The 21,715-nt window shown below is 66.5% G+C and carries 19 protein-coding genes; 6 read left to right on the forward strand and 13 right to left on the reverse strand.

The window, feature by feature from the left end; genetic code table 11:
- Window position 1: 1 nt before the first annotated feature.
- From FHT02_RS11795 to nadB, 4 genes are all read right to left on the reverse strand, one after another.
- A complete protein-coding gene (locus FHT02_RS11795) occupies window positions 2-1,522 on the reverse strand; it encodes a lipopolysaccharide biosynthesis protein (protein WP_184087762.1) in 1,521 nt (506 codons plus the stop codon).
- Window positions 1,519-4,272 carry a DNA polymerase I gene (gene polA, locus FHT02_RS11800; RefSeq protein ID WP_184087764.1) on the reverse strand — a complete coding sequence of 918 codons (2,754 nt, stop codon included), beginning with the start codon at window positions 4,270-4,272 and terminating at the stop codon, window positions 1,519-1,521. The genes FHT02_RS11795 and polA overlap by 4 nt, the downstream gene beginning before the upstream one ends.
- A gap of 74 nt (window positions 4,273-4,346) precedes the next feature.
- Entirely contained in the window at window positions 4,347-5,465 is a 1,119-nt protein-coding gene (locus FHT02_RS11805; RefSeq protein ID WP_343056929.1) for a serine hydrolase, read from the reverse strand.
- 139 nt (window positions 5,466-5,604) lie between these two features.
- The gene (gene nadB / locus FHT02_RS11810; protein WP_184087766.1) at window positions 5,605-7,194 is read right to left on the reverse strand and encodes an L-aspartate oxidase; all 1,590 of its coding nucleotides are present in this window, start codon (window positions 7,192-7,194) and stop codon (window positions 5,605-5,607) included.
- 67 nt (window positions 7,195-7,261) lie between these two features.
- Here nadB and FHT02_RS11815 point away from each other — a divergent pair, with 67 nt between their 5' ends.
- Window positions 7,262-8,146 (forward strand): CE1 family esterase, encoded by an 885-nt coding sequence (locus FHT02_RS11815; RefSeq protein ID WP_184087768.1) that lies wholly within the window; start codon window positions 7,262-7,264, stop codon window positions 8,144-8,146.
- Window positions 8,147-8,150: 4 nt separating this feature from the next.
- On the opposite strand, the gene FHT02_RS11820 is transcribed toward FHT02_RS11815, so the two are convergent.
- Window positions 8,151-9,071 (reverse strand): ABC transporter ATP-binding protein, encoded by a 921-nt coding sequence (locus tag FHT02_RS11820; RefSeq protein ID WP_184087769.1) that lies wholly within the window; start codon window positions 9,069-9,071, stop codon window positions 8,151-8,153.
- A gap of 65 nt (window positions 9,072-9,136) precedes the next feature.
- On the opposite strand from FHT02_RS11820, the gene FHT02_RS11825 reads away from it, so the two are divergent.
- Entirely contained in the window at window positions 9,137-9,367 is a 231-nt protein-coding gene (locus FHT02_RS11825) for a zinc-finger domain-containing protein (RefSeq protein ID WP_184087771.1), read from the forward strand.
- A gap of 18 nt (window positions 9,368-9,385) precedes the next feature.
- Complete coding sequence (tldD, locus tag FHT02_RS11830) at window positions 9,386-10,813, forward strand: metalloprotease TldD (protein WP_184087773.1); 1,428 nt, start codon at window positions 9,386-9,388, stop codon at window positions 10,811-10,813.
- A 199-nt stretch (window positions 10,814-11,012) separates the two neighbouring features.
- Here the strand turns inward: tldD and nhaA are convergent, their stop codons facing one another.
- The 3 genes from nhaA to FHT02_RS11845 all read right to left on the reverse strand — a co-directional run bounded on the left by nhaA (window position 11,013) and on the right by FHT02_RS11845 (window position 14,612).
- Complete coding sequence (gene nhaA / locus FHT02_RS11835; RefSeq protein WP_221239447.1) at window positions 11,013-12,254, reverse strand: Na+/H+ antiporter NhaA; 1,242 nt, start codon at window positions 12,252-12,254, stop codon at window positions 11,013-11,015.
- 231 nt (window positions 12,255-12,485) lie between these two features.
- Complete coding sequence (locus FHT02_RS11840; protein ID WP_184087777.1) at window positions 12,486-14,075, reverse strand: lysine--tRNA ligase; 1,590 nt, start codon at window positions 14,073-14,075, stop codon at window positions 12,486-12,488.
- Window positions 14,076-14,186: 111 nt separating this feature from the next.
- On the reverse strand, window positions 14,187-14,612 hold the full coding sequence (locus tag FHT02_RS11845; protein ID WP_184087779.1) for an organic hydroperoxide resistance protein: 426 nt from the start codon (window positions 14,610-14,612) through the stop codon (window positions 14,187-14,189).
- A gap of 119 nt (window positions 14,613-14,731) precedes the next feature.
- Here FHT02_RS11845 and FHT02_RS11850 point away from each other — a divergent pair, with 119 nt between their 5' ends.
- Genes FHT02_RS11850 through FHT02_RS11860 form a run of 3 tightly spaced genes read left to right on the forward strand, consistent with a single transcriptional unit; the run spans window position 14,732 to window position 18,485 of the window.
- Window positions 14,732-15,169 (forward strand): MarR family transcriptional regulator, encoded by a 438-nt coding sequence (locus FHT02_RS11850; RefSeq protein ID WP_184087781.1) that lies wholly within the window; start codon window positions 14,732-14,734, stop codon window positions 15,167-15,169.
- Window positions 15,170-15,229: 60 nt separating this feature from the next.
- Window positions 15,230-17,935, forward strand: a complete 2,706-nt coding sequence (locus tag FHT02_RS11855) for an ATP-dependent DNA helicase (RefSeq protein WP_184087783.1) — start codon at window positions 15,230-15,232, stop codon at window positions 17,933-17,935.
- Window positions 17,936-17,951: 16 nt separating this feature from the next.
- Entirely contained in the window at window positions 17,952-18,485 is a 534-nt protein-coding gene (locus tag FHT02_RS11860; protein ID WP_184087785.1) for a SixA phosphatase family protein, read from the forward strand.
- 93 nt (window positions 18,486-18,578) lie between these two features.
- Here FHT02_RS11860 and FHT02_RS11865 read toward each other — a convergent pair whose 3' ends face one another.
- The 5 genes from FHT02_RS11865 to rpmF all read right to left on the reverse strand — a co-directional run bounded on the left by FHT02_RS11865 (window position 18,579) and on the right by rpmF (window position 21,556).
- Complete coding sequence (locus FHT02_RS11865; protein WP_184087787.1) at window positions 18,579-18,929, reverse strand: MerR family transcriptional regulator; 351 nt, start codon at window positions 18,927-18,929, stop codon at window positions 18,579-18,581.
- A gap of 7 nt (window positions 18,930-18,936) precedes the next feature.
- Window positions 18,937-19,236 (reverse strand): integration host factor subunit alpha, encoded by a 300-nt coding sequence (locus FHT02_RS11870; protein ID WP_184087979.1) that lies wholly within the window; start codon window positions 19,234-19,236, stop codon window positions 18,937-18,939.
- A gap of 114 nt (window positions 19,237-19,350) precedes the next feature.
- Window positions 19,351-20,322 carry a beta-ketoacyl-ACP synthase 3 gene (locus FHT02_RS11875; protein ID WP_184087789.1) on the reverse strand — a complete coding sequence of 324 codons (972 nt, stop codon included), beginning with the start codon at window positions 20,320-20,322 and terminating at the stop codon, window positions 19,351-19,353.
- On the reverse strand, window positions 20,319-21,350 hold the full coding sequence (gene plsX / locus FHT02_RS11880) for a phosphate acyltransferase PlsX (protein WP_184087791.1): 1,032 nt from the start codon (window positions 21,348-21,350) through the stop codon (window positions 20,319-20,321). The genes FHT02_RS11875 and plsX overlap by 4 nt, the downstream gene beginning before the upstream one ends.
- A 26-nt stretch (window positions 21,351-21,376) precedes the next feature.
- On the reverse strand, window positions 21,377-21,556 hold the full coding sequence (gene rpmF / locus FHT02_RS11885) for a 50S ribosomal protein L32 (RefSeq protein ID WP_184087793.1): 180 nt from the start codon (window positions 21,554-21,556) through the stop codon (window positions 21,377-21,379).
- Window positions 21,557-21,715 lie beyond the last annotated feature (159 nt).

Consider the following 21,715-nt stretch of genomic DNA (forward strand, 5'->3'; position numbering starts at 1 on the left):
CCTAGATCCGCTCCTGCACCGGCAGCGAGGGGGTGGTCTCGGCCTGCGGCACCTTGCGGAACAGTGCCCGGTCCTCTTGCTTGAACGCCCATTTCCATAGCACCAGCGCATAGCTGCCAGCGATCGCGGGCACGCCGATCACCAGCTCTGCCCATTCAAAGTGCTTCGGCAATGCCGTGAAGATGCTGCCGACCAGCACGCCCACCATCGCCGCGCCGACGATCGGCCAACGCCAGCCAGAGACATGCGCCCCCAGCAGCTTGGCGAGCAGCCGCGTCTTGAGGATCGAACTCAGCGTCACCGACAGCATCAGCGCCACGGCGACGCCTGCCGCCTGATAGGCGATCGGCCATCCCACTGCCCGCATCGCCAGGATCAGCGCGAAGCTTAGCGCGATCTGCACGACGAGGACACAGACCGAAATCAGCAGGTTGCGGTGCCGCGCGACATAGACCAGCGCCGATTCGCACACCGCGCCTTGCGAGGCCAACACCTCGGCGGTGAGCAGGAAGGCGAGCGCCGCAGTGCCCTGCACGAATTGCGGGCCGACCACGCCCATCACCGCTTCGCCCGGCACCGACCCCATCAGCGCCAGCATGCCCTGCGCCGCCATGATCCAGAACGCGACTTGCCGCACCTGCCGCGCGATCGCCATGCGGTCGTTCACTTGCAGGCTATGGGTGATCACCGGGCCCAGCACGGGGTCGAAGCTGGTCTTGAGCTTCTGCGGAAGCGAGGCAACCTGCTGCGCCATGTAATAGACGCCGACGATCGCCGGCGCGAACATCAGCCCCAGGATGAAGCGGTCGACATTGCGCGTGGCCCATTCGATCGCATCGGCGCCGGCTAAGGGCGCGTTCGAGCGCGCCAGCCGCCACATGGTGGGCAATTGTGGGCGCCAGTCGCGCGGCAGGCCATAGCTGCGGATAAAGGGAATCAGCGACGCGATCAGCGCCGCTGCCATCGACAGCATGTACGCCAGGATGAGCCCGTCATGCCGCGAAACGAAGGAGAAGCCGAACGCGGCCAGGCTGATTGTCCAGGGTTCCACCACGGCGCGCGCGGTCACGCTGGCCTTGACGTTCAGGCGATACGCACAGGCAGCAAGGCTCACATCCGACCAGGCGACCGCGAACACGATGCACGGAAACAGCCGGTCGATCCCGGTCACCTGGCTGTTGGGGAACATCACTTGCGGGAAGAGCATCAGAACGGCCGTCCCGATCAGCGACGCCACCAGCGCCACCGCCATCGCGTCCCACACTACCCAGCTTTGCGGACGATCCTCGTTGGTCAGCGCCTGCGCCAGGCCCCGCTTCAGCCCCAGCGTGGCAAGCAGCGCCGCCAGCTCCACCACCACCACGGCAAGTGCGAAGCGGCCGACGATGTCGGGCCCGTACACGCGCCCGGCGATGAACAGGAACGGCAGCCGGGCCAGCAGGCGCAGCAGAAACCCGAACACATTGGTGCGCCCGCCCTTTGCGAGTGCGCTGATATCTTCCGACGCGGCAGCCTTGGTCAATGCGCGGCGCCCCAACTCGGACCCACGCCAATCTCGACGCCGAGCGGCACAGTCAGCTTCACCGCCGGCTCCGCTGCCGTCGCCATGACGTGTTCGATCACCCCGCGCGCGCGCTCGACATCGCCTTCAGGCAGCTCGAACACGAGTTCGTCATGCACCTGCATCAGCATGCGGACCTTGGGCAGCCCGGCTTCGATCAGCGCCGGTCCCATGCGGACCATCGCCCGCTTGATGATGTCCGCGCTGGTCCCCTGGATCGGCGCGTTGATCGCCGCGCGCTCGGACCCGGCGCGCTCGTTCGGATTCGCCGCCTTCAAGCGCGGAAAGTGCGTCTTCCGCCCGAACAAGGTGGTCGTATAGCCCCGCGCCTTGGCCTCGCTCAGCGTGTCGGCGATGTAGCGGTTGATGCCGGGGAATCGCTCGAAATAGCGGTTGATCATGCCCTGCGCCTCATCGACGCTGACGTCCAGCCGCCCGGCCAGGCCCCAGCGCGAGATGCCGTAGAGGATCGCGAAGTTGATCGTCTTGGCGCGCCCACGGGTGTCGCGGTTCACTTCGCCGAACAGCTCCATCGCGGTCATGTTGTGGATGTCGGTGCCGTCCTCGAATGCCTGGCGCAGCGCCGGCACATCGGCGATATGCGCCGCCAGCCGCAGTTCGATCTGCGAATAGTCGGCAGCCAGGATGACGTTGCCCGGTTCGGCAACGAACGCGTCGCGGATCTGCCGGCCGGTCTCGGTGCGAATCGGGATGTTCTGCAGATTGGGATCGGTCGATGACAGTCGCCCTGTCTGCGCGCCCGTCAGCGAATAGCTGGTATGGACGCGCCCGGTTTCCGGATCGATCTGCGCCTGGAGCGCGTCGGTATAGGTGTTCTTGAGCTTGGTAAGCTGGCGCCAGTCGAGCACCTTCACCACCATTTCGCGCCCGGGCGAGTCCTTGTCGGCGGCGATCCGCTCCAGTTCGTTGACGTCGGTCGAATACACGCCCGACTTGCCCTTGCGCCCGCCCTTGATCCCCATTTTATCGAACAGCACGTCGCCCAATTGCTTGGGGCTGCCGATGGTGAAGGGGAAGCCGGCGATGCCGTGGATCTCGGTCTCCAGCGCGGCGATCTGTTTGGAGAATTCCTCCGACAGCCGCGACAGGACACCGGCATCGACCTTGACGCCCTCGCGCTCCATCCCGGCGATGACGCTCACCAGCGGGCGGTCGACCATTTCATACACGCGGGTCACGCTCTCGAAGGCGAGCCGCGGCTTCAATCGCTGCCACAGCCGCAGCGTCACATCCGCATCCTCCGCGGCGTAGCGTGTGGCGTTCTTCAGATCGACTTCGCGGAAGCTTAGTTGCTTCTTGCCGGTGCCGACGACATCCTTGAAGGCGATGCAGCTATGCGACAGGTGCGTCGCCGCGAGTTCGTCCATGCCATGGCCGTGCAGCCCGGCGTCCAGGTCGAAGCTCATCACGATCGTGTCGTCATAGGGCGCAATCGCGATCCCGCGCCGCGCCAGCACGATCATGTCGTATTTCAGATTGTGCCCGATCTTGAGCACTGCCGGATCCTCCAGCAGGCCCTTCAGCTTGGCGAGCGCCAGCGGCTTGTCGAGCTGTTCGGGCTTCTCGGCAAACATGTCGCTGCCGCCATGGGTCAGTGGAATGTAGCACGCCTTGTTGGGCGCCAGCGCCAGGCTGACCCCGCACAGCCCGGCACGCATCGCGTCGAGTTCACTGGTTTCGGTATCGATCGCCACCCAGCCCTGGTGCGTCGCTTCCGCGATCCAGCGGTCGAGCGCCTCGTCGGTGACCACCGTCTCATAGGCGTCATGGTCGCAGGGCGGATCGTCGGGCAAGTCGACCGGCTCGGGGCTTTCAACCGGCGCATCGGCGACCGCCGAAAGCCGCAGGATCAGCGACTTGAACCCGTGATGCTCAAGGAACGCGCGCAGCGGCGCGTTGGGGATTCCCTGGAGTTCCAGCGAATCCAGTGGATCGGGCAGCGGCACATCGCAGGCGAGCGTGACCAGCTCGCGCGACAGCCGCGCCTTGTCGGCATGCTCGATCAGATTGTCGCGCAGCTTGCTCTTTTTCATGTCCGGCGCCGCGGCGAGCACCGCCTCCACCGTTCCATGCTCCTGGATCAGCTTGGCGGCCGTCTTCGGCCCGATTCCCGGAACGCCCGGCACATTGTCGACGCTGTCGCCCATCAGCGCCAGCACTTCGCCCAGCTGCTTGGGCGGCACCCCGAACTTCTCGATCACCGCGTCGTCGCTCAGGCGGCGGTTGTTCATCGTGTCGTACATGTCGAGCCCGGGCTCGATCAGCTGCATCAGGTCCTTGTCGGAACTGACGATGGTTACTTCCCACCCCTGCGCCAGCGCCGCCTTGGCATAGCTGGCGATCAGGTCGTCCGCCTCCCAGCCTTCCTCTTCGATGCAGGGTAGCGAAAAGGCGCGGGTGGCTTCGCGAATCATCGGGAATTGCGGAACCAGATCCTCCGGCGGCGGCGGCCGGTTCGCCTTGTACGCGTCGTACATGGCATTGCGGAACGTGCTGCTCGACTTGTCGAGGATCACCGCCATGTGGGTCGGACCGTCGGCCTTGTGCAGTTCGTCGGCCAGCTTCCACAACATGGTGGTATAGCCATAGACGGCGCCCACCGGCTCGCCATGCTTGTTGGTGAGCGGCGGCAGCCGATGATAGGCTCGGAAGATATAGCCGGAGCCATCGACGAGATAGAGATGTGGCATCCGCGCTCAGATAGCAGCGGCGGCGGACAACCCCAAGCCCGTCAAGCGCTCAACTGTGGCCGAACGGCCACAGGTTAGAAGCCGTGGAACGACACCACTGCGGCCCCGACGGCCTGCATCAGCAGCTGGCGCTCACGCGGCGGGCGCGGGGTGTCGCCGATCATCACCGCGATCGCATAGGACCGCCCATCGGGCGCAGTCAGGATGCCGACATCGTTGAAGCCGGCGGTGCGGCGGCCGAGGTCCTGGCCGGTGCCGGTCTTGTGCCCATAGCTCCAGCCGGCGGGGACCGAGGCGCGCACCCGCGCATGGCCGGTACGGGCGGCGCCCATGGTCGCCAGCAACCACTGAGTCGAGGCCGGCGACAGCAGCTCGCCACGCTTCAACCGGGCCAGAGCACCAGCGATGGCAGCCGGCGCCGCGCCATCGGGCGGATCCTTCACATAGGCTTCATAGGCCGCCTGGCGCACCGCCGGTGACAGGCGCGAGCGTGCCACGGCAAAGGCGTTGCCAAAGGCATATTCCGGCCGCCACTGAAGGCCCGCGGTCCCAGCCTGGAGCAGCCGCTCGCCGGGGCCAAAGCCGATCGTGCCGAGCTGGTTCTTGGCGATGAACGCGCGAACCGCCTGCGGACCGCCGACCAGCCGCAACAGCTTGTCGTTGCAGGTATTGTCGCTCATCTGCATCGCGCGCCGCGCGATCTCGCCCACAGTCGAGGTATATCCCCGATCGCCCTTGACCAACGCCGCCACCGGCTGGTGAAACAAGGTGAAGTCGGCGCGGGTGATGGTCAGCGGATCGTCCAGGCGAAGCTTCCCCTGATCCACTTGATCCAGCATCGTCATGGTGACCCACAGCTTGCTGACGCTCTGCTGCGGCATCGGGCGATTGGGCAGGCCGCCCGTGGCCATCCAGTTGCCGTCGATGCTTTCCACCGCGACGCCGACCAGCCCGTTGAAATTACGGGTGATATCATCGAGCGCCGACATCAGCGGCTGCGGGGCAGGGGCGTAAGCGCGGCGCTGCGGCTTCACGGCACTCGGAAAGGGCATTGCCACGCTGTAGCTCGGTGCGGGCAGATAGGCGGCGAGCATGGTGTCCTCGTGCACCGCGCAGCCGACCAGCATCGCTGGGCCCAGCCCGGCGATCGTCAGCGCGCGCTCAATTGACGAGAATCCCACTGTTTTCTTCACGCGCACGCCCCACACTCTCCAGATCGAACATGCGGTCGGCAGCCCCTGCGGCAAAGTCCGGCCATGTCCGTATGCGACGAATACGGTATCGCTAGCGACGAATGGTGAAGGAAGCTGCAACGCTGTCCTTTCGGGCGTGTCAGGGCACCAGGATCGTGTCCGCCGCCGCCTCCAGCGTTTCGGGGTAATCCAGTGTATAGTGCAGCCCGCGGCTCTCCTTGCGGTGCAGCGCCGAACGCACGATCAGGTCGGCGCTTTCCAGCAGGTTACGCAGTTCGATCAGGTCGGGCGTGACGCGGAAATGCCCATAATAATCGTTCACTTCTTCGCGTAGCATCGCGATGCGATGCGCTGCGCGTTCCAGCCGTTTGGTCGTGCGGACGATACCGACATAGTTCCACATGAACCGGCGGATCTCGGTCCAGTTCTGCTTGATGACGACTTCCTCGTCCGAGTGGGTAACCCGGCTTTCATCCCAGGGGCGGATCACCGGCGGTGGCGCAAGATTCCCCCAATGGGCGGCGATGTCGCGCGCCACCGCTTCGCCGAACACGAAGCATTCGAGCAGCGAGTTCGACGCGAGCCGATTGGCGCCATGCAGCCCCGATTGGCTGACCTCGCCCGCGGCATAGAGATGCGGCAGGTCGGTGCGCCCGTTGCGGTCGATCACCACGCCGCCACAGGTGTAATGCTGCGCCGGCACCACCGGGATCGGTTCGCGCGTCATGTCGATGTCGAGATCGAGCAGCCGGGCGTGGATCGTCGGGAAATGCTGCTTCACGAACTCGGGGCCCATATGGCTGATGTCGAGATGGACATAGTCGAGCCCATGGCGCTTGATCTCGGCGTCGATCGCGCGGGCGACCACGTCACGCGGCGCCAGCTCGGCGCGCGAGTCGAGCTCGGGCATGAAACGCTTACCGGTCTCGGGATTGCGCAGGTGCCCGCCTTCGCCGCGCACCGCTTCAGTAATCAGGAAGTTCTTGACCTCCAGATTGTACAGGCAGGTCGGGTGGAACTGCATGAATTCCATGTTCGATACGCGGGCACCCGCCCGCCACGCCATGGCGATCCCGTCGCCGGTCGCGCCGCTGGGTGCTGTGGAGAACAGGTAGGTCCGCCCCGCACCACCGCTCGCCAGCACGGTCGCGCGGGCAGTGAACAGCTCGACGCGGTTGGTGGCGCGATTGAAGGCATAGACGCCCCACACATTGCCCGCGCCCGAATAGCGAAGCTCGTGCCGGCTGGTGGCCAGATCGACCACCACCATGTCGGGAACCAGCGTGACGTTTGGATGCGCCTGCGCCGCGCGCAGCAGCGCGGTCTGCACCGCCATGCCCGTAGCATCATCGACATGGACGATGCGGCGATGGCTGTGTCCGCCCTCGCGGGTCAGGTGCAGCGCGCCGCCGTTCATGTTGAACGGCACGCCCAGCTTCACCAGCGTCTGGATTGCGGCGGGCGCGTTCTCGACCACCACCTCCACCGTCGCGCGGTCGTTCAGCCCGGCGCCCGCGACCATCGTGTCTTCGATATGGTTGTCGAACGTGTCGCCGGGCTCCAGCACCGCGGCGATTCCGCCTTGCGCCCAGGCGGTCGATCCTTCGTCCAGCCGCCCCTTGGCGAGCACCGTCACCTTGAATCGCTCGGCAAGGTTCAGCGCGGCGGTAAGGCCGGCCGCGCCCGACCCTATCACAAGGACGTCGCTGGTATGGGGATCTCCGGGCATACACTCTTCCGCTGCTTCGCGTCTCCGCCTAGGCGCTTGGCACAGTCGGTTGCAACGGGAGAGCGGAATGAACCTGTCGGCGGTTGCGATTGCCCTGCTTGCGTCAGCCGGCATCTGGCCCGCGCCGGCGCATGCGTCCGGCTGCGGCCTCGGCGCGCCCGGAACGACCAGTCGCGTGGCGATCCAGGGCACCGGACGGACGATGCTGATCCATGTGCCGCGCGAGTTCCGCGGCAAAGCGCCGCTGGTGTTCCTGCTGCACGGCAGCACGGGGAAGGGCAGCGACATCCTCGCCGACTCCAAGCTGGCGGACACCGCCGACCGCCACGGCTTTCTGCTCGCCGCGCCCGATGGCGGCATTGCGGCGGGGCAGGGCTTTGTGTGGAACATCCCCGGCGTGCCCACCGTAACCGGCAAGGTGCCCGGCCCGAGCGACCCGGACGATGTGGCCTATCTGCGCGCGGCGATCGACGATCTCGCCACGCGCGGCTGCGCCGACCGTGCCCGCGTCTATGCCACCGGCCTGTCGGGCGGGGGCCGCATGACGTCGTGGCTGGGCTGCGTCGCGGCGGACCGTTTCGCCGCGATTGCCCCGGTGGTGGGCCTGCGCGCAGGCAATCCGTCCTCGCGCGATCCCAACTTTCCCGATTCGGCCAGCTGCGTCCCCAGCCGGCCGATGCCGGTGATCGCCTTTGCCGGCGGCAAGGACACCACCAACCCGGTCGAGGGCGGCGGCGCGCCCTATTGGCACTATCCGATGCGCGTTGCGGAAGCCCGCTGGGCCGATCTCAACGGCTGCCGCAAGCGCTTGGCCGAGAGCGCCGACCCACGCGGCTACACCGATTGCCGCGCGCGCGCCGACGTGCTCGCGCACATCGATCCGCAAGCAGGCCATAGCTGGGTCGCCGACAATGAAGCGGTGTGGGCCTTTTTCGCCCGCCACCGCCGATAAGGCGTCAGCCGGTCGACCGCGTCAGGTTGAGGAACACGTCCTCCAGGTCCGCCTCACGCGTGGAAACGTCGACGATCCCCAGCCCCGCGCCCTGCACCGCACCCAGCACCTCGCCGGCATTCGCCTGGTCCTTGCGATAGGTGATGACCAGCGTCCGCCCGGCCTTGACGTCGATCTTCTGGAAGCAGCCATTCTCCGGCGGCGTCACCACGTCGCGGTCGACGGTTACTTCGACCACCTTCTCCTGCGCCATCCCCACCAACTCGCGCGTCGGCTTGTTGGCGATCAGCTGGCCGTGGTTGATGATCGCGATCCGGTCGCACAGCTCCTCGGCTTCTTCCAGATAATGCGTGGTCAGCACCACCGTCACGCCGCGCGCGTTCAGCGACTTCACATAGGCCCAAAGCTGCTGGCGCAACTCCACGTCGACGCCTGCGGTCGGCTCGTCCAGCACGATGATCGGCGGCGAATGCACCATCGCCTTGGCGACCATCAGCCGGCGCTTCATGCCGCCCGACAGCGTGCGCGAATAGGCCTCGGCCTTGTCCTCCAGATGCACCGCGCGCAGCAGAGCAATCGCGTCGAAGTCGCGCTTGGCGATGCCGTACAGCCCCGCCTGGATCTCCAGCGTCTCCTTGGGCGTGAAGAACGGATCGAACACGATCTCCTGGTTGACGATCCCGATGGACGCCTTGGCGTTGCGCGGATGCTGGTCGATGTCGAAGCCCCAGATCGACGCGCGCCCGCCGGTCTTGTTGACCAGGCCCGCCAGGATGTTGATCAGCGTCGACTTGCCCGCGCCGTTTGGCCCCAGCAGCCCGAATATGGTGCCCCGCGGCACGTCGAAGCTCACCCCGTCCAGGGCGCGCTTGCCTCCCGCATAGGTCTTGCACAGCTGGTCGATTTCGATCGCGGCCTGAGTCATGCGCCGGCGCATAAGACTCTCAAGCCCCGATTGCGAGCCCTGCCGCGCTTTGCTAGGCGAAAGCCATGATCGCGCCGCCTGAGACCATCCGCACCTCCCATGCCCGCGTGTCGTGCGACGGCACCGGCCCTGGCGTCCCCGCCCAGCTCGGCCATCCGCGCGTGTTCCTTCAGATCGACGAGCATGGCTATATCGATTGCGGCTATTGCGACCGGCGTTTCGTGCTGATCGGCGGCCCCGCCGATGGCGCCGACCAGGACAAGCTTCCCGACATCCCGTCTGGCGCCAGCGTCTGACGCTCCTATATCGGGGGAATGAGCCTTTCTTCCGATCCGCGCGCGTTCCTGTACCGCGACCAACTCGATCCCGACGCCGCTGCCCGGCTCACCGCTGAAGCGCTGGCGAACGCCGAGGATGGCGAGCTCTACCTGCAATACCGCAAGACCGAGGCGTTCGGCTTCGACGACGGCCGGCTGAAGACCGCGTCCTATGACACGCAGTCGGGATTCGGCCTGCGCGCGGTGTCTGGCGAGACCACGGCCTTTGCTCATGCCAACGAGATCAGTCCGCAGGCAATCCGCCGCGCGGCCGAGACCATGGCGCTGATCGATCCGGCCATGACCGCCAAGGCGCTGCCGCCCCAGGGCAACAATCGCCACCTCTACACCGATGCCGACCCGCTCGACCTCGTGCCCTTCGCCGACAAGGTGAATCTATGCCAGACGATCGACGCCGCCACGCGCGCCCGCGATCCCCGCGTGGTGCAGGTATCGGTCGGGCTCACCGGATCGTGGAGCGTGGTGGAGATCGTCCGCGCCGACGGCTTCATCGCTACCGACATTCGCCCGCTGGTCCGCCTCAACGTCTCGGTCGTGGTCGAGGCGAATGGCCGGCGTGAGACCGGCAGCTTCGGCACCGGGGGCCGCACGCTCTATGACCGCCTGTTCCAGCCCGAATCCTGGAATCGTGCGATCGACGAGGCGCTGGCGCAGGCGCTGGTGAACCTGGATGCCGTCGACGCGCCGGCCGGCGACATGGTCGTGCTGTGCGGCCCCGGCTGGCCCGGCGTGCTGCTCCACGAAGCGATCGGTCACGGCCTGGAGGGCGACTTCAACCGCAAGGGCACCAGCGCCTTTTCCGGCCGCATCGGCGAGCGCGTCGCCGCGCCCGGCGTCACCGTGGTCGACGACGGCTCGATTCATGACCGCCGCGGCTCGCTATCGATCGACGACGAAGGCACGCCGACGCGTGAGACCATCCTGATCGAAGACGGCATTCTCAAAGGCTATATGCAGGACCGCTTGAACGCCCGGCTGATGGGCGTCGAACCCACCGGCAATGGCCGCCGCGAAAGCTTCCAGCACGCGCCGATGCCGCGCATGACCAACACCTTCATGAAGGGCGGCCAGGACGATCCCGCCGAACTGCTCAGCCGCGTGAAGAAGGGTATCTTCGCCAAGAGCTTCGGCGGTGGCCAGGTCGATATCGTCTCGGGCAAGTTCGTCTTCTCCTGCACCGAGGCGTATCTGATCGAGAACGGCAAGCTGGGCGCACCGATCAAGGGCGCGACGCTGATCGGCGACGGGCCCACCGTGCTCAACAAGGTCACCGGCATCGGCAACGATTTCGCGCTCGACGAGGGCATCGGCATGTGCGGCAAGGGCGGGCAGAGCATCCCTGCCGGTGTCGGCCAGCCGACCCTGCTGGTCGACGGCCTGACGGTAGGCGGCACCGCGGCCTGAACTGCCCTCTCTATACCTCTCCCGCTTCAGCGGGGGAGGGGGACCGCTCGCAAGCGAGTGGTGGAGGGGCGGCGTGGTGAAGCCGCGCCATTGAGCACCAACCGCAAGTAAGAGGGTACGCCTTCGGCGCCCCCTCGGTCACGCCCTCCGTCACGCTACGCGCCACCTCCCCGCTGAGCCGAGGGAACAATAGATTTCCTCACCGCCGCCGCGCCAACGCCTTCGCCGCCAACACCCGCCGGGGGGGCGCGAACCGCAGCACCGCATATCCGGCCACCGCAGACAGAACCGACCCCGCAAGCACCCCGATCTTCACATCATCGATCAGCACGTCCTCGCCGGCAAAGGCCAGCCCGCCGATGAACAGGCTCATCGTAAAGCCGATCCCCGCCAGCAGCGACACGCCATAGAGTTGCGGCCAGCTCGCCCATCCAGGCCGCTTGGCGAAGCCGGTCTTGTCCGCCAGCAGAACACTTCCGAAGATGCCCAACTGCTTGCCCAGAAACAGCCCCAGCATCACCGCCAGTGGTAGCGGTTCGAGCAGCACCGAAGCGCTGCTTCCGGCCAGCGACACCCCGGCATTGGCGAAGCCGAACAGCGGCACGATCAGAAAAGCCGACCAGGGGTGCAGCGCATGCTCCAGCCGGTGCAGCGGCGACTGCGCGTCGTCGGGCGCGGCGGGTGACTTGGTGATCGGAATCGTCAGCGCCGCCAGCACCCCGGCGATGGTCGCATGCACGCCCGATCGGAACACGAACACCCACAGCACCGCCGCCAGCAGCAGGTACACCGGCAACCGCTTCACGCCCGCGCGGTTCAGGCCAACCATCGCCAGCACGATCCCTGCGGCAATCCCCAGTGACAGCAGGTCGAGTTCGGCAGTGTAGAACAAGGCGATGATCACCACCGCGCCCAGATCGTCGACGATCGCCACGGTGGTCAGGAACAGCTTGAGCGACGTCGGCGCGCGCTTGCCCAAAATCGCCAGCAACCCGATCGCAAAGGCGATGTCGGTCGCCGCCGGGATCGCCCAGCCATGTACCAGCGCCGGATCGCCTCCGGCCACGAGCAGGTAAAACAAAGCAGGGCAGGCCATGCCTGCCGCCGCGGCCACCACCGGCAGCCGCCGCCGTTCCCAGGTCGCCAGCCGTCCGTCGATGAACTCGCGCTTGATCTCCAGCCCGACGAGCAGGAAGAACAGCGCCATCAGCGCGTCGTTGATCCACAGATGCACCGTCATCGGCCCATGATGCGGGCTGATCACCGGCCCGGTTTCGAGGTGCAGCAAGTGGAAGTAGCGCTCGGCCACTCCGGGCCAGTTCGCCACCAGCATCGCCAGCGCCGCGGCGGCAATCAGAACGATACCGCCCGCCGCTTGGCTGTGGAGGAAGTCGCGCGTCGCCGAGCGGGCGCGGCGAAGGGGCTGTAGAGTGGCCTGCATCGCCATACCTTTACCGGGTCGCGGTGGCGGGTCAAAGCGCTCGGGCACACCGCTGTAGTTCCCCGGCGCAGGCGCGGCCGGGCCGCAATGTCCTTTCGGAGGCGCGGGACGCGTACCACAGCCGCGCTGCGACGGGTTCCGGCCTTTGCCGGGAAACTTCCAGCGTTTCACCGAAAGTCCAAAACCCCGTCGTCACCCCGGCCTTGAGCCGGGATGACGAAGAAGAGGTTACTAGTTCGCCACCTGACCCGACAACGCTTCCGCGATCAGCTTGCGACTATTCTCGACACCATAGAGCGCGATGAAGCTGCCCATGCGCGGTCCCTGTTCGGAGCCGAGCAGCGTCTCGTACAGCGCCTTGAACCAATCGCGCAGATTCTCGAAGCCGCCGGTTTTGCCGATCTCGTAGACATGGTTCTGGATGTCCTCGGCCGAGGCGCCCTCGGGCAGTTCGGCAAGCACCGCATCCAGCCGCCGCAGCGCCTCTGCCTCCACGGGCGTAGGCGCACGCCGCTTAAGCGTGCTCGCCACCACATCGCGATAATAAGCCAGCACCAGCGGCACCAGTCTGGCGAGATCCGGATTGCTCTCGCGCGTCAGACCTTCGCCATAGCGCTCGAGCAGCTTCCACACCGCGTCCTCATTCGCCTGCGCGCCGAGCACGCCGATCAAATTGAGCAGCAGGCTGTAGGTGACTGGCAGCGCGTCGCCCGGCACGTCGCCGTTATGGACATGATGCACCGGGTTGCCCAGCTTCTGCTCGGGCGGCTGGGCGGCGTAATTGCCGCGGAACTGCCAATATTCGTCCACTGCGCGCGGGATCACGCCGAAGTGCAGCGCCTTGGCCTTTTTGGGCTCGCGATAGGCATAGAAGGCCAGGCTCTCGTCGGGGCCATAGCTGAGCCACTGCTCCAGGCTCAGCCCATTGCCCTTGGACTTGGAGATCTTCTCGCCCTTTTCATCGAGGAACATCTCGTAATTGAAGCCTTCGGGCGGCTTCCCGCCCATGACACGCGCGATCTTGCCCGACTGGATCACCGAATCGATCAGGTCCTTGCCCGCCATCTCGTAATCGACGTCGAGCGCGACCCAGCGCATCGCCCAATCGACTTTCCATTGCAGCTTGGCCTGGCCGGCGAACACCGATTGCTCGATGCGCTCGCCCTCATCCTCGAAAGCGATCATCCCCGTTTCAGGGTCGATCACTTGGATCGGCACCTGAAGGACGACGCCCGATTTGGGGCTGACCGGCAGCACGGGCGAATAGGTCGCTTGCCGCTCGGCGCGCAGCGTCGGCAGCATCACGCCCATGATGCTCTGATAATGGCGCAGCACCAGCTTCAGCGCCTCGTCGAAACGGCCGCTGGCATAATAGTCGGTGGACGACGCGAACTCATAGTCGAACCCGAACCGGTCGAGGAATTCCCGCAGCCGGGCATTGTTGTGCGCGGCGAAGCTCTCATGCGTCCCGAACGGATCGGGGATCCGCGTCAGCGGCTTGCCCAGATGCTCGCGCAGCATATCCTGGTTGGGCACATTGTCGGGCACCTTGCGCAGCCCGTCCATGTCGTCGCTGAACGCGATCAGGCGGGTGGGCACGTCCGACAGCGTCTCGAACGCATGGCGCACCATGGTGGTGCGCAGCACTTCGTTGAACGTGCCGATATGCGGCAGGCCCGATGGACCGTATCCGGTCTCGAACAGCACATGCCCCTTGGCCGGCGCGCCCGCGGAATAGCGTTTCAGCAGCTTCCGGGCCTCTTCATAGGGCCAGGCCTTTGAAGTGAGTGCGGCGTCGCGGAAGAGGTTCGTGTCAGTCATCCCGCGGCTCTAGCGAAGCACGCGCGCGGGTTCCAGCAACAACCAGATCCTCCCTACCCCGGGGAGGATTTGCGCCGGGCGAGGCTCGCACCTCGCCCGTCACCGTGAAGGTCAAGCCACGCTCAGTCCCACATCGACATTGTTGCGGGTCGCGTTCGAATACGGGCAGATCTGGTGCGCCGTCTCCACCAGCTTCTCGGCGTCGGCACGCTCCAGCCCGGGTAGGCTGACTTCCAGATCGGCGGTGATGCCGAACCCACCTTCGCTGCGCGGACCGATACCCACCGTCGCCGTTACGGTCGTCTCGGCCGGAACCTTCAACTTCAGCTGCGCACCGGCTGCCTTGAGCGCGCCGATGAAGCAGGCCGAATAGCCCGCGGCGAACAGCTGCTCGGGATTGGTGCCGTCACCGCCGGCGCCGCCCAGTTCCTTGGGCGTCGAAAGCTTGGCGGTGAAGCGGCCGTCCTCGGACCGGGCTTCGCCGTCGCGGCCACCAGTGGAGGTGGCGCGGGTGGTGTATTTCACATCAACGGACATGGCTGAACTCCTGTGCTGAAAACTATGTATCGCGATAACGATTTAGCTAAGGGCCCATGTACCTCTTGTCCAGCAGTTTATTTATCGCGATATGTATCATGCGCTTGAGGAGAATGTACGTGCCCGCCGCCTTGCCGCTCGATGATCAGCTTTGCTTCTCGCTCTACGCCACCAGCATGGCGATCACCCGCGCCTACAAGCCGATGCTCGACCGGCTCGGCATCACCTATCCGCAATATCTGGTGCTCCATGCCCTCTGGGAGCAGGACGGCCGCACCGTCGGCGCGATTGCGCAACGCCTCGCGCTCGAGTCGAGCACGATCACGCCACTGGTGAAGCGGCTCGAGGTTGCCGGCTTCGTCACCCGCGAGCGCAACCCGGACGACGAGCGGCAGGTCCGCGTCCGTCTCACAGGGCGGGGCGCGGCAATGCGCGAGGAATGCGGCTGCCTCGCTGAAAGCCTGCTGGAACGTGCAGGTATGGGCGTCGATCAGCTCGCCGCCCTCAACCGCCAGGTCCAGGCCCTTCAACATGCGCTTTCCGCGTCGACCAGATAGTAGACCACGCGATTTCACGCCTGTTCGCACGGGAACGAAGCGCGTACAGCATCGCCAGCGATGACCGCCTCCGTTCCCTATCCCGCGCTCCACGCCAGCCATGGCGGCATCTGGATCGCGACTGCGCAAGAGACCCGCGCCGTCAGCCGAGGCGAGGCGATCCGCATTGCAGCCGACACACCCACGATCCTGCTCAACGCACCCTTGATCGGCCAGCGCCTCGGCCACCCCGAGCTGTCGGGTCTCGACGTCCTCGAACTCTTCGCCTTCCTCCATCCGGCGCGCTTCATGGTGCCGACTCCCAAGGGGCTGGCGCGTGTCACCGACCTGTCGGCACCCACCGAAGACGCCGACGTCGCCGCCTTCCTCCGTGAAGCCGCCGCCGCGCTGCTGGCGGTGCCGAACGGCACCTGGGCGGAGCGGGAAGGGGGCTGGCACGCGCTGCAATCCTTGTACCGCCTGCGCTGGCCCTGGGCGCCAGCGCTCAGCCAACAGATCGCCAAGCCCGAGCGCGCCGAACGCTGGCTGTTCTCCAAACTGCCCGAATGGGAAGAGCAGCCCCCGCGTGCCGCCCCCCGCACGATTACGCTCGAACCCGATCAGATCGCCGAACGGCTCGCCGCGCTCACCGGCAGCACTGCCGAGCGGCGCCAGGGCCAGCGCGACTATGCCGCCGCCGCGGGCAGCGCCTTTTCACCCCGCGCGGTCCGTGACTCCCCCAATCTGGTCCTAGCCGAAGCCGGCACGGGGATCGGCAAGACGCTCGGCTATCTCGCCCCTGCCTCATTATGGGCCGAGCAGGCCGGCGGCGCGGTGTGGGTGTCGACCTTCACCAAGGCTTTGCAGCGCCAGCTCGCCGCAGAAGGCGAGCGCCTGTTCCCCGACGCCGAGCAGCGCCACCAGCGCATCGTCACCCGCAAGGGACGCGAGAATTATGTCTGCCTGTTGAATCTCGAGGATGCGCTCCAAGGCGGCTTCGCCGGGCGCGCCGCGATCCTGGCGCAGCTGGTCGCGCGCTGGGCGGCGTTCACGGCTGACGGTGACATGATCGGCGGCGACTTGCCCGGCTGGCTGCCGACGCTGTTCCGCCGCAACGGATCGACCGCACTGACCGATCGGCGCGGCGAGTGCATCTATGCCGGCTGCCCGCATTACCGGAAATGCTTCATCGAGCGCGCCGCCCGCGCCAGCGCCGAGGCTGACATCGTCATCGCCAACCACGCGCTGGTGATGGTCAACGCGGCGCGGGGGCGGGAATCGACGACGCGCCCGTCGCGCTACGTGTTCGACGAAGGGCATCACCTGTTCGACGCCGCCGACGCGATGTTCTCCGCCGCGCTCACCGGCCAGGAAGCGATTGAGATCCGCCGCTGGGTCACCGGGCCTGAATCGGGCTCGCGGGGCCGGCGCCGTGGCCTCGCCGCCCGCCTGTCCGACGTCGCGAGCTATGATGAGGCGGGCGGCGTTGCCATTGCCGAAGCCGTCGATGCCGCCCGCGCGCTGCCCAGCGACGGCTGGCTCCAGCGCGTCGCAGAAGGCGAGCCGTTCGGCCCCGTCGAAGCGCTGCTCGGCGCCGTACGCGGCCTGGTCTATGCCCGCGACGTCAACGGCTCCGCGGAAGCAGGCTACGGACTGGAGACCGAACTCGCCGAACCCGACGCCGCACTGGTGGAGGCCGCTGGGCCCGCCGCTGCGGCGCTCGACGCGCTGATTCGGCCGATGGTGGCGCTCGGGCGGCGATTGGAAGCGGTGCTCGCCGATTCGCCCGATTGGATGGATGGCCCGGCCCGTGTCCGCATCGAAGGGGCGATCGCCTCGCTTGCCTGGCGTACCGAGACGGTGGGGGCCTGGCTGGCCTTGATTGCCCGCATCGGTGGCCCGGCCGACCCCGATTATGTCGACTGGCTGGCCATCGACCGTGTCGAGGGCCGCGAATACGATATTGGCCTGCACCGCCACTGGGTCGACCCGTCCAAGCCGTTCGCCGAAACCGTGCTCAAGTCCGCGCATGGCGCGCTGGTGACGTCGGCCACGCTGCGCGCCGGCGGCGACTGGGACGTTGCCGAGGCGCGCTCGGGCGCCGTCCACATGATCCGTCCCGCCGCACGCTTCGAGGCGAACAGTCCCTTCGACTATGCCGCCCAGGCCGAGGTGCTGATCGTCACAGACGTCAAGCGCGGCGATCTGCCCGCGCTTGCCAATGCTTATGCCCGGCTGATCGTCGCGGCAGAGGGCGGAACGCTGGGGCTGTTCACGGCCATCCGGCGCCTGCGTGCCGTCCATGCCCGCATCGCCGACCGGCTCGCCCGCGAAGGGCTGCCGCTGCTCGCCCAGCATGTGGACCCGATCGATACGGGCACATTGGTCGACATCTTCCGCGACGATCCGCGTGCTTCGCTGCTGGGCACCGACGCGCTGCGCGACGGCGTCGACGTGCCCGGCGATTCGCTGCGGCTGGTGGTGATGGAGGGGGTGCCCTGGCCCAAGCCGACCGTGCTCCACGCCGCGCGCCGGCTGGCCGGCGGCGGCAGCGCCTATGATGACCGGATCATCCGCGCCAAGCTTGCCCAGGCGTTCGGCCGGCTGATCCGCCGTGCCGATGATCGCGGCAGCTTCGTGCTGCTGTCCGCCGCCATGCCCTCGCGGCTGCTGACCGCCTTCCCAGCCGGAACGCCGGTCGCGCGGGTGACGTTGGACGAAGCGATCGCGCGCGTCCGGCTTTCCTTGTCGGCGCGCTTGCGGCATGAGGCGCCGGCAACCGCCTGAACGATCCCGGGGACGCATGAAGACGCTCACGCTGCTGCGCCACGCAAAGTCCGGGTGGGACGACTTGGTCTCGCGCGATTTCGACCGGCCGCTCAACCCCAAGGGACAACGCGCGGCAGCGATGATGGGGCGGCACCTGCGCAGCCTCAAGCTGCATTTCGGCCATGTCGTCGCCTCGCCTGCGTTGCGTGTGATCGAGACGCTCGACCATGTCAGCCGCGGTTATGGCAGCGTACTCGCGCCCGATTGGGACCAGCGTGTGTACCTCGCCTCCGCCGCGACGCTGCTCGATGTCATCCACGATCTTCCCGCCGATGCTGGCGAAGTGCTGCTCGCGGGGCACAACCCCGGGCTGGAGGAGCTGATCCTGCTGCTGGTGCCCGAAGGCGGCGCGTTGCGCGACGAAGTGGAGATCAAGTTTCCCACCGCCAGCCTCGCGCAACTGCACTTCGCCGGCGAATGGACCGATGTTCGGCGCGGAGCGGCGGAGCTGGCCTTCTTCGTCCGGCCGCGCGACCTGGATCCTACGCTGGGGCCCGACACGCCGTAGCGGGCCCGGATCGAAGCGAGCCCTATCCTTGCGGCACGCTGCTTCCGTTCGATTCACGCTTCAAGAGGCACGCACAGCGCAAACGCGGGGAGGTTAGCTTCGGTCGTCTTCCAGCGCCTGCGCCAGCGTGTCGCGTATCGCCCGCAAATCCTGGCCGGGTCTCGGCGCCGCGCTCGGGACCCTGGCGCTGGCGCCCTTCTCCTCGGTGAGCAATTTCTGAACGCCGCGGATTGTATAGCCTTGGTCGGCCAGCAGCTGGTGGATGCGTCGCACGAGCGCGACGTCCTCCGTGCGATAATAGCGGCGGTTTCCGGCACGAGTCAGCGGGCGCAGCTGAGGAAAACGCGTTTCCCAATAGCGCAGGATATGCTGCGGACGCCCGATCTCTTCGGCCAGCTCACCGATGGTCCGCAGCGCGCCGGCTGCCTTTTCCGCCGGCGCCATCGGCTACTCAGTCACCAGCCACGATGCGGTCGCGCATCATCTGGCTGGCGCGGAAAGTGAGGACGCGGCGGGGTGCGATCGGCACTTCGACGCCGGTCTTGGGATTGCGGCCGATCCGCTCCCCCTTGTCACGCAAGATGAAGCTGCCGAAGCCGGAGATCTTCACATTGTCACCCTTGGCGAGCGACTCGCACATATGGGCGAGGATCTGCTCAACCAGCCGTGCTGCGTCTGCGCGGGACAGGCCGACTTCGCGATGCAGCGATTCTGCCAGGTCAGCTCGAGTCAGCGTGCCCGGAACGGCCATGTCCACCAAACTTCCCCCGAAGATTTAACCTGTGTTGTTTCAACTTAGCAGAATGCGAGCGTTTCGCAAACCTGCAACGTCCCTAACACCGCAACTACAGCACCGCTCGGCGGTTCAGAAGCGCACCACTGCCGCGCCCCAGGTGAAGCCGCCGCCCATTGCCTCGAGCACCAGCAGGTCGCCGCGCTTGATTCGCCCATCACGCACCGCCGTGTCGAGCGCCAGCGGCACCGACGCGGCCGAAGTGTTGGCGTGCTGGTCGACAGTCACCACAACCTTTTCAGGCGCCAGGCCCAGCTTGCGCGCGGTGGCGTCCAGGATGCGGGCGTTGGCCTGGTGCGGCACCACCCAGTCGACATCGCCGGACACCAGTCCCGCAGCGCCGAGCGATTCCTGCATCACCGCGGCAAGATTCGTCACCGCGTGGCGAAACACTTCGCGGCCCTTCATGCGCAGCTTGCCGACAGTGCCCGTCGTGGACGGCCCGCCATCGACATAGAGCAAGTCGTTGTGGCGCCCATCGGCATGCAGCCGGGTAGCGAGGATGCCGGCGCCCGCCGCTTCATCGCTCTCCTGGGCTTCCAGCACGATTGCGCCTGCGCCGTCCCCGAACAATACGCAGGTCGCCCGGTCCTCCCAATCGAGGATGCGGCTGAACGTCTCGGCGCCAATCACCAGTGCGCGAGTGTGCGCGCCGGCGCGGATCATGGAATCGGCGACCTGCACTGCGTAGAGAAAGCCTGAGCACACCGCCGCCACATCGAAGGCGACACAGTCGCCGATGCCCAGTGCCGTCTGCACGCGCGTCGCGGTGGCGGGGAAGGTCTGGTCCGGAGTGGCGGTGGCCAGCACGATCAAGTCGATCGACGTCGGCTCAACGCCGGCGGCTTCCAACGCGGCACGCGCGGCACCGGTGGCCAGCGTGCTGGTCGTCTCGTCTTCAGCCGCGATGTGGCGGAACCGGATACCGGTACGCTCGACGATCCACTCGTCGGTGGTGTCCACCGTCTCCGCTAATTCGGCATTGGAGACGCGCCGCGCCGGCAGGAAGGAACCGGTGCCGAGGATAACCGAACGCCGTGTCACGCAGCCTTAGCCTTGAAATTCCCAAGATCCTCGGCGATGCGGCGATTCAAGTCGTCGCGCAGCATCTTTGCCGCAAAGCCGATAGCCGTATCTATGCCAATTTCGTTGGCGCCGCCATGGCTCTTCACCACGATCCCGTTCAGCCCCAGGAAAATCGCGCCATTGTGGTTGTTGGGGTCCAGATGGTGGCGCAGCAGCTCGGTCGCCGGTTTCGAGATCAGGAAACCAATTTTGGAGCGCACCGAACTGGAAAAGGCGCGCTTCAACAGGTCGCCGACAAACCGGGCCGTGCCCTCGATCGTCTTGAGCGCGATGTTGCCGGAAAAGCCGTCGCACACGATCACGTCGACTTCGCCGCGTGACAGCTTGTTGCCTTCGATAAAGCCTTGGAAGTCGAGTCGCAGATGCTTGGCGTCGCGCAGCTCGGCCGCCGCGTCGCGGATGCTGTCGGTGCCCTTCATTTCTTCGGTACCGATGTTCAGCAAGGCGACCCGGGGGTTTTCCAGGTCCAGTGCGATGCGCGCATAGGCTGCGCCCATGACGGCGAACTGGACCAGGTTCTGGGCGTCCACCTCGGTATTTGCGCCCAGATCCAGCATGACCGAGTCGTTTTCGCCCAGCGTCGGCATCAGCGCAGCCAATGCCGGCCGGTCGATACCTGGCATGGTGCGTAGCGCCAGCTTGGACATCGCCATCAGCGCACCGGTGTTGCCCGACGATACCGCGGCGCCGGCACGCCCCTGCTTCACCATATCGATGGCGATCCCCATCGACGTGGTCTTGGCGCGGCGAATCGCCTGGCTCGGCTTGGCGTCGGACGCGACGACATCGGCCGCGTGGACGATCTCCGACGCAGCCGCCAGGTTGGGATGGGTGTTCAGCCCTTCCCGGATCTTGGCCTCGTCGCCGACCAGGATGAATTCCATCCCCTCGAATCGGCGGCGCGCGCGTGCGGCGCCGGCCAGCATGACGGCAATCCCTTCGTCGCCGCCCATTGCATCGACGGCGATTCGCATGGGACTAGTCATGCCGACAGGCCTCTTGTCCGCGTGGCTCAGGCCTCGGTGGCGACGACTTCGCGGCCGTTATAATGGCCGCAGCCGGTGCACAGATTGTGCGGGCGCTTCAGTTCGCCACAGTTCGAGCATTCCTGGAATGCTGCAACGGTGAGCGCATCGTGCGCCCGGCGCATGCCACGCCGCGACGGCGAGGTTTTTCTCTTAGGAACGGCCATGGAGGCACCTTCTTACAAAACAAGCACTTGAATATAGGTCGCGATACGCCCGCGTCGATGTTCAGGCAAGCGACGGCTGCTGCCGGCCGCTCGCCGGACCAGCGGACAGGTCACGAAGCGAGGCAGCGCCTATAGCGATTCTTGTCCATGTTGCAAGTG

Source organism: Sphingomonas xinjiangensis (assembly GCF_014199255.1).
In the GTDB taxonomy this organism is placed as follows: Bacteria; Pseudomonadota; Alphaproteobacteria; order Sphingomonadales; family Sphingomonadaceae; genus Sphingomonas; species Sphingomonas xinjiangensis.

Coding starts and splice junctions, on each gene's coding strand:
- tldD (WP_184087773.1), top strand. CDS start 9,386: ATGAGCCTTTCTTCCGATCCGCGCGCGTTCCTGTACCGCGACCAACTC.
- FHT02_RS11840 (WP_184087777.1), bottom strand. CDS start 14,075: ATGACTGACACGAACCTCTTCCGCGACGCCGCACTCACTTCAAAGGCC.
- FHT02_RS11845 (WP_184087779.1), bottom strand. CDS start 14,612: ATGTCCGTTGATGTGAAATACACCACCCGCGCCACCTCCACTGGTGGC.
- nadB (WP_184087766.1), bottom strand. CDS start 7,194: ATGCCCGGAGATCCCCATACCAGCGACGTCCTTGTGATAGGGTCGGGC.
- FHT02_RS11820 (WP_184087769.1), bottom strand. CDS start 9,071: ATGACTCAGGCCGCGATCGAAATCGACCAGCTGTGCAAGACCTATGCG.
- FHT02_RS11865 (WP_184087787.1), bottom strand. CDS start 18,929: ATGGCGCCGGCGGAAAAGGCAGCCGGCGCGCTGCGGACCATCGGTGAG.
- polA (WP_184087764.1), bottom strand. CDS start 4,272: ATGCCACATCTCTATCTCGTCGATGGCTCCGGCTATATCTTCCGAGCC.
- FHT02_RS11815 (WP_184087768.1), top strand. CDS start 7,262: ATGAACCTGTCGGCGGTTGCGATTGCCCTGCTTGCGTCAGCCGGCATC.
- FHT02_RS11870 (WP_184087979.1), bottom strand. CDS start 19,236: ATGGCCGTTCCGGGCACGCTGACTCGAGCTGACCTGGCAGAATCGCTG.
- nhaA (WP_221239447.1), bottom strand. CDS start 12,254: ATGCAGGCCACTCTACAGCCCCTTCGCCGCGCCCGCTCGGCGACGCGC.
- rpmF (WP_184087793.1), bottom strand. CDS start 21,556: ATGGCCGTTCCTAAGAGAAAAACCTCGCCGTCGCGGCGTGGCATGCGC.
- FHT02_RS11825 (WP_184087771.1), top strand. CDS start 9,137: ATGATCGCGCCGCCTGAGACCATCCGCACCTCCCATGCCCGCGTGTCG.
- FHT02_RS11860 (WP_184087785.1), top strand. CDS start 17,952: ATGAAGACGCTCACGCTGCTGCGCCACGCAAAGTCCGGGTGGGACGAC.
- FHT02_RS11855 (WP_184087783.1), top strand. CDS start 15,230: ATGACCGCCTCCGTTCCCTATCCCGCGCTCCACGCCAGCCATGGCGGC.
- plsX (WP_184087791.1), bottom strand. CDS start 21,350: ATGACTAGTCCCATGCGAATCGCCGTCGATGCAATGGGCGGCGACGAA.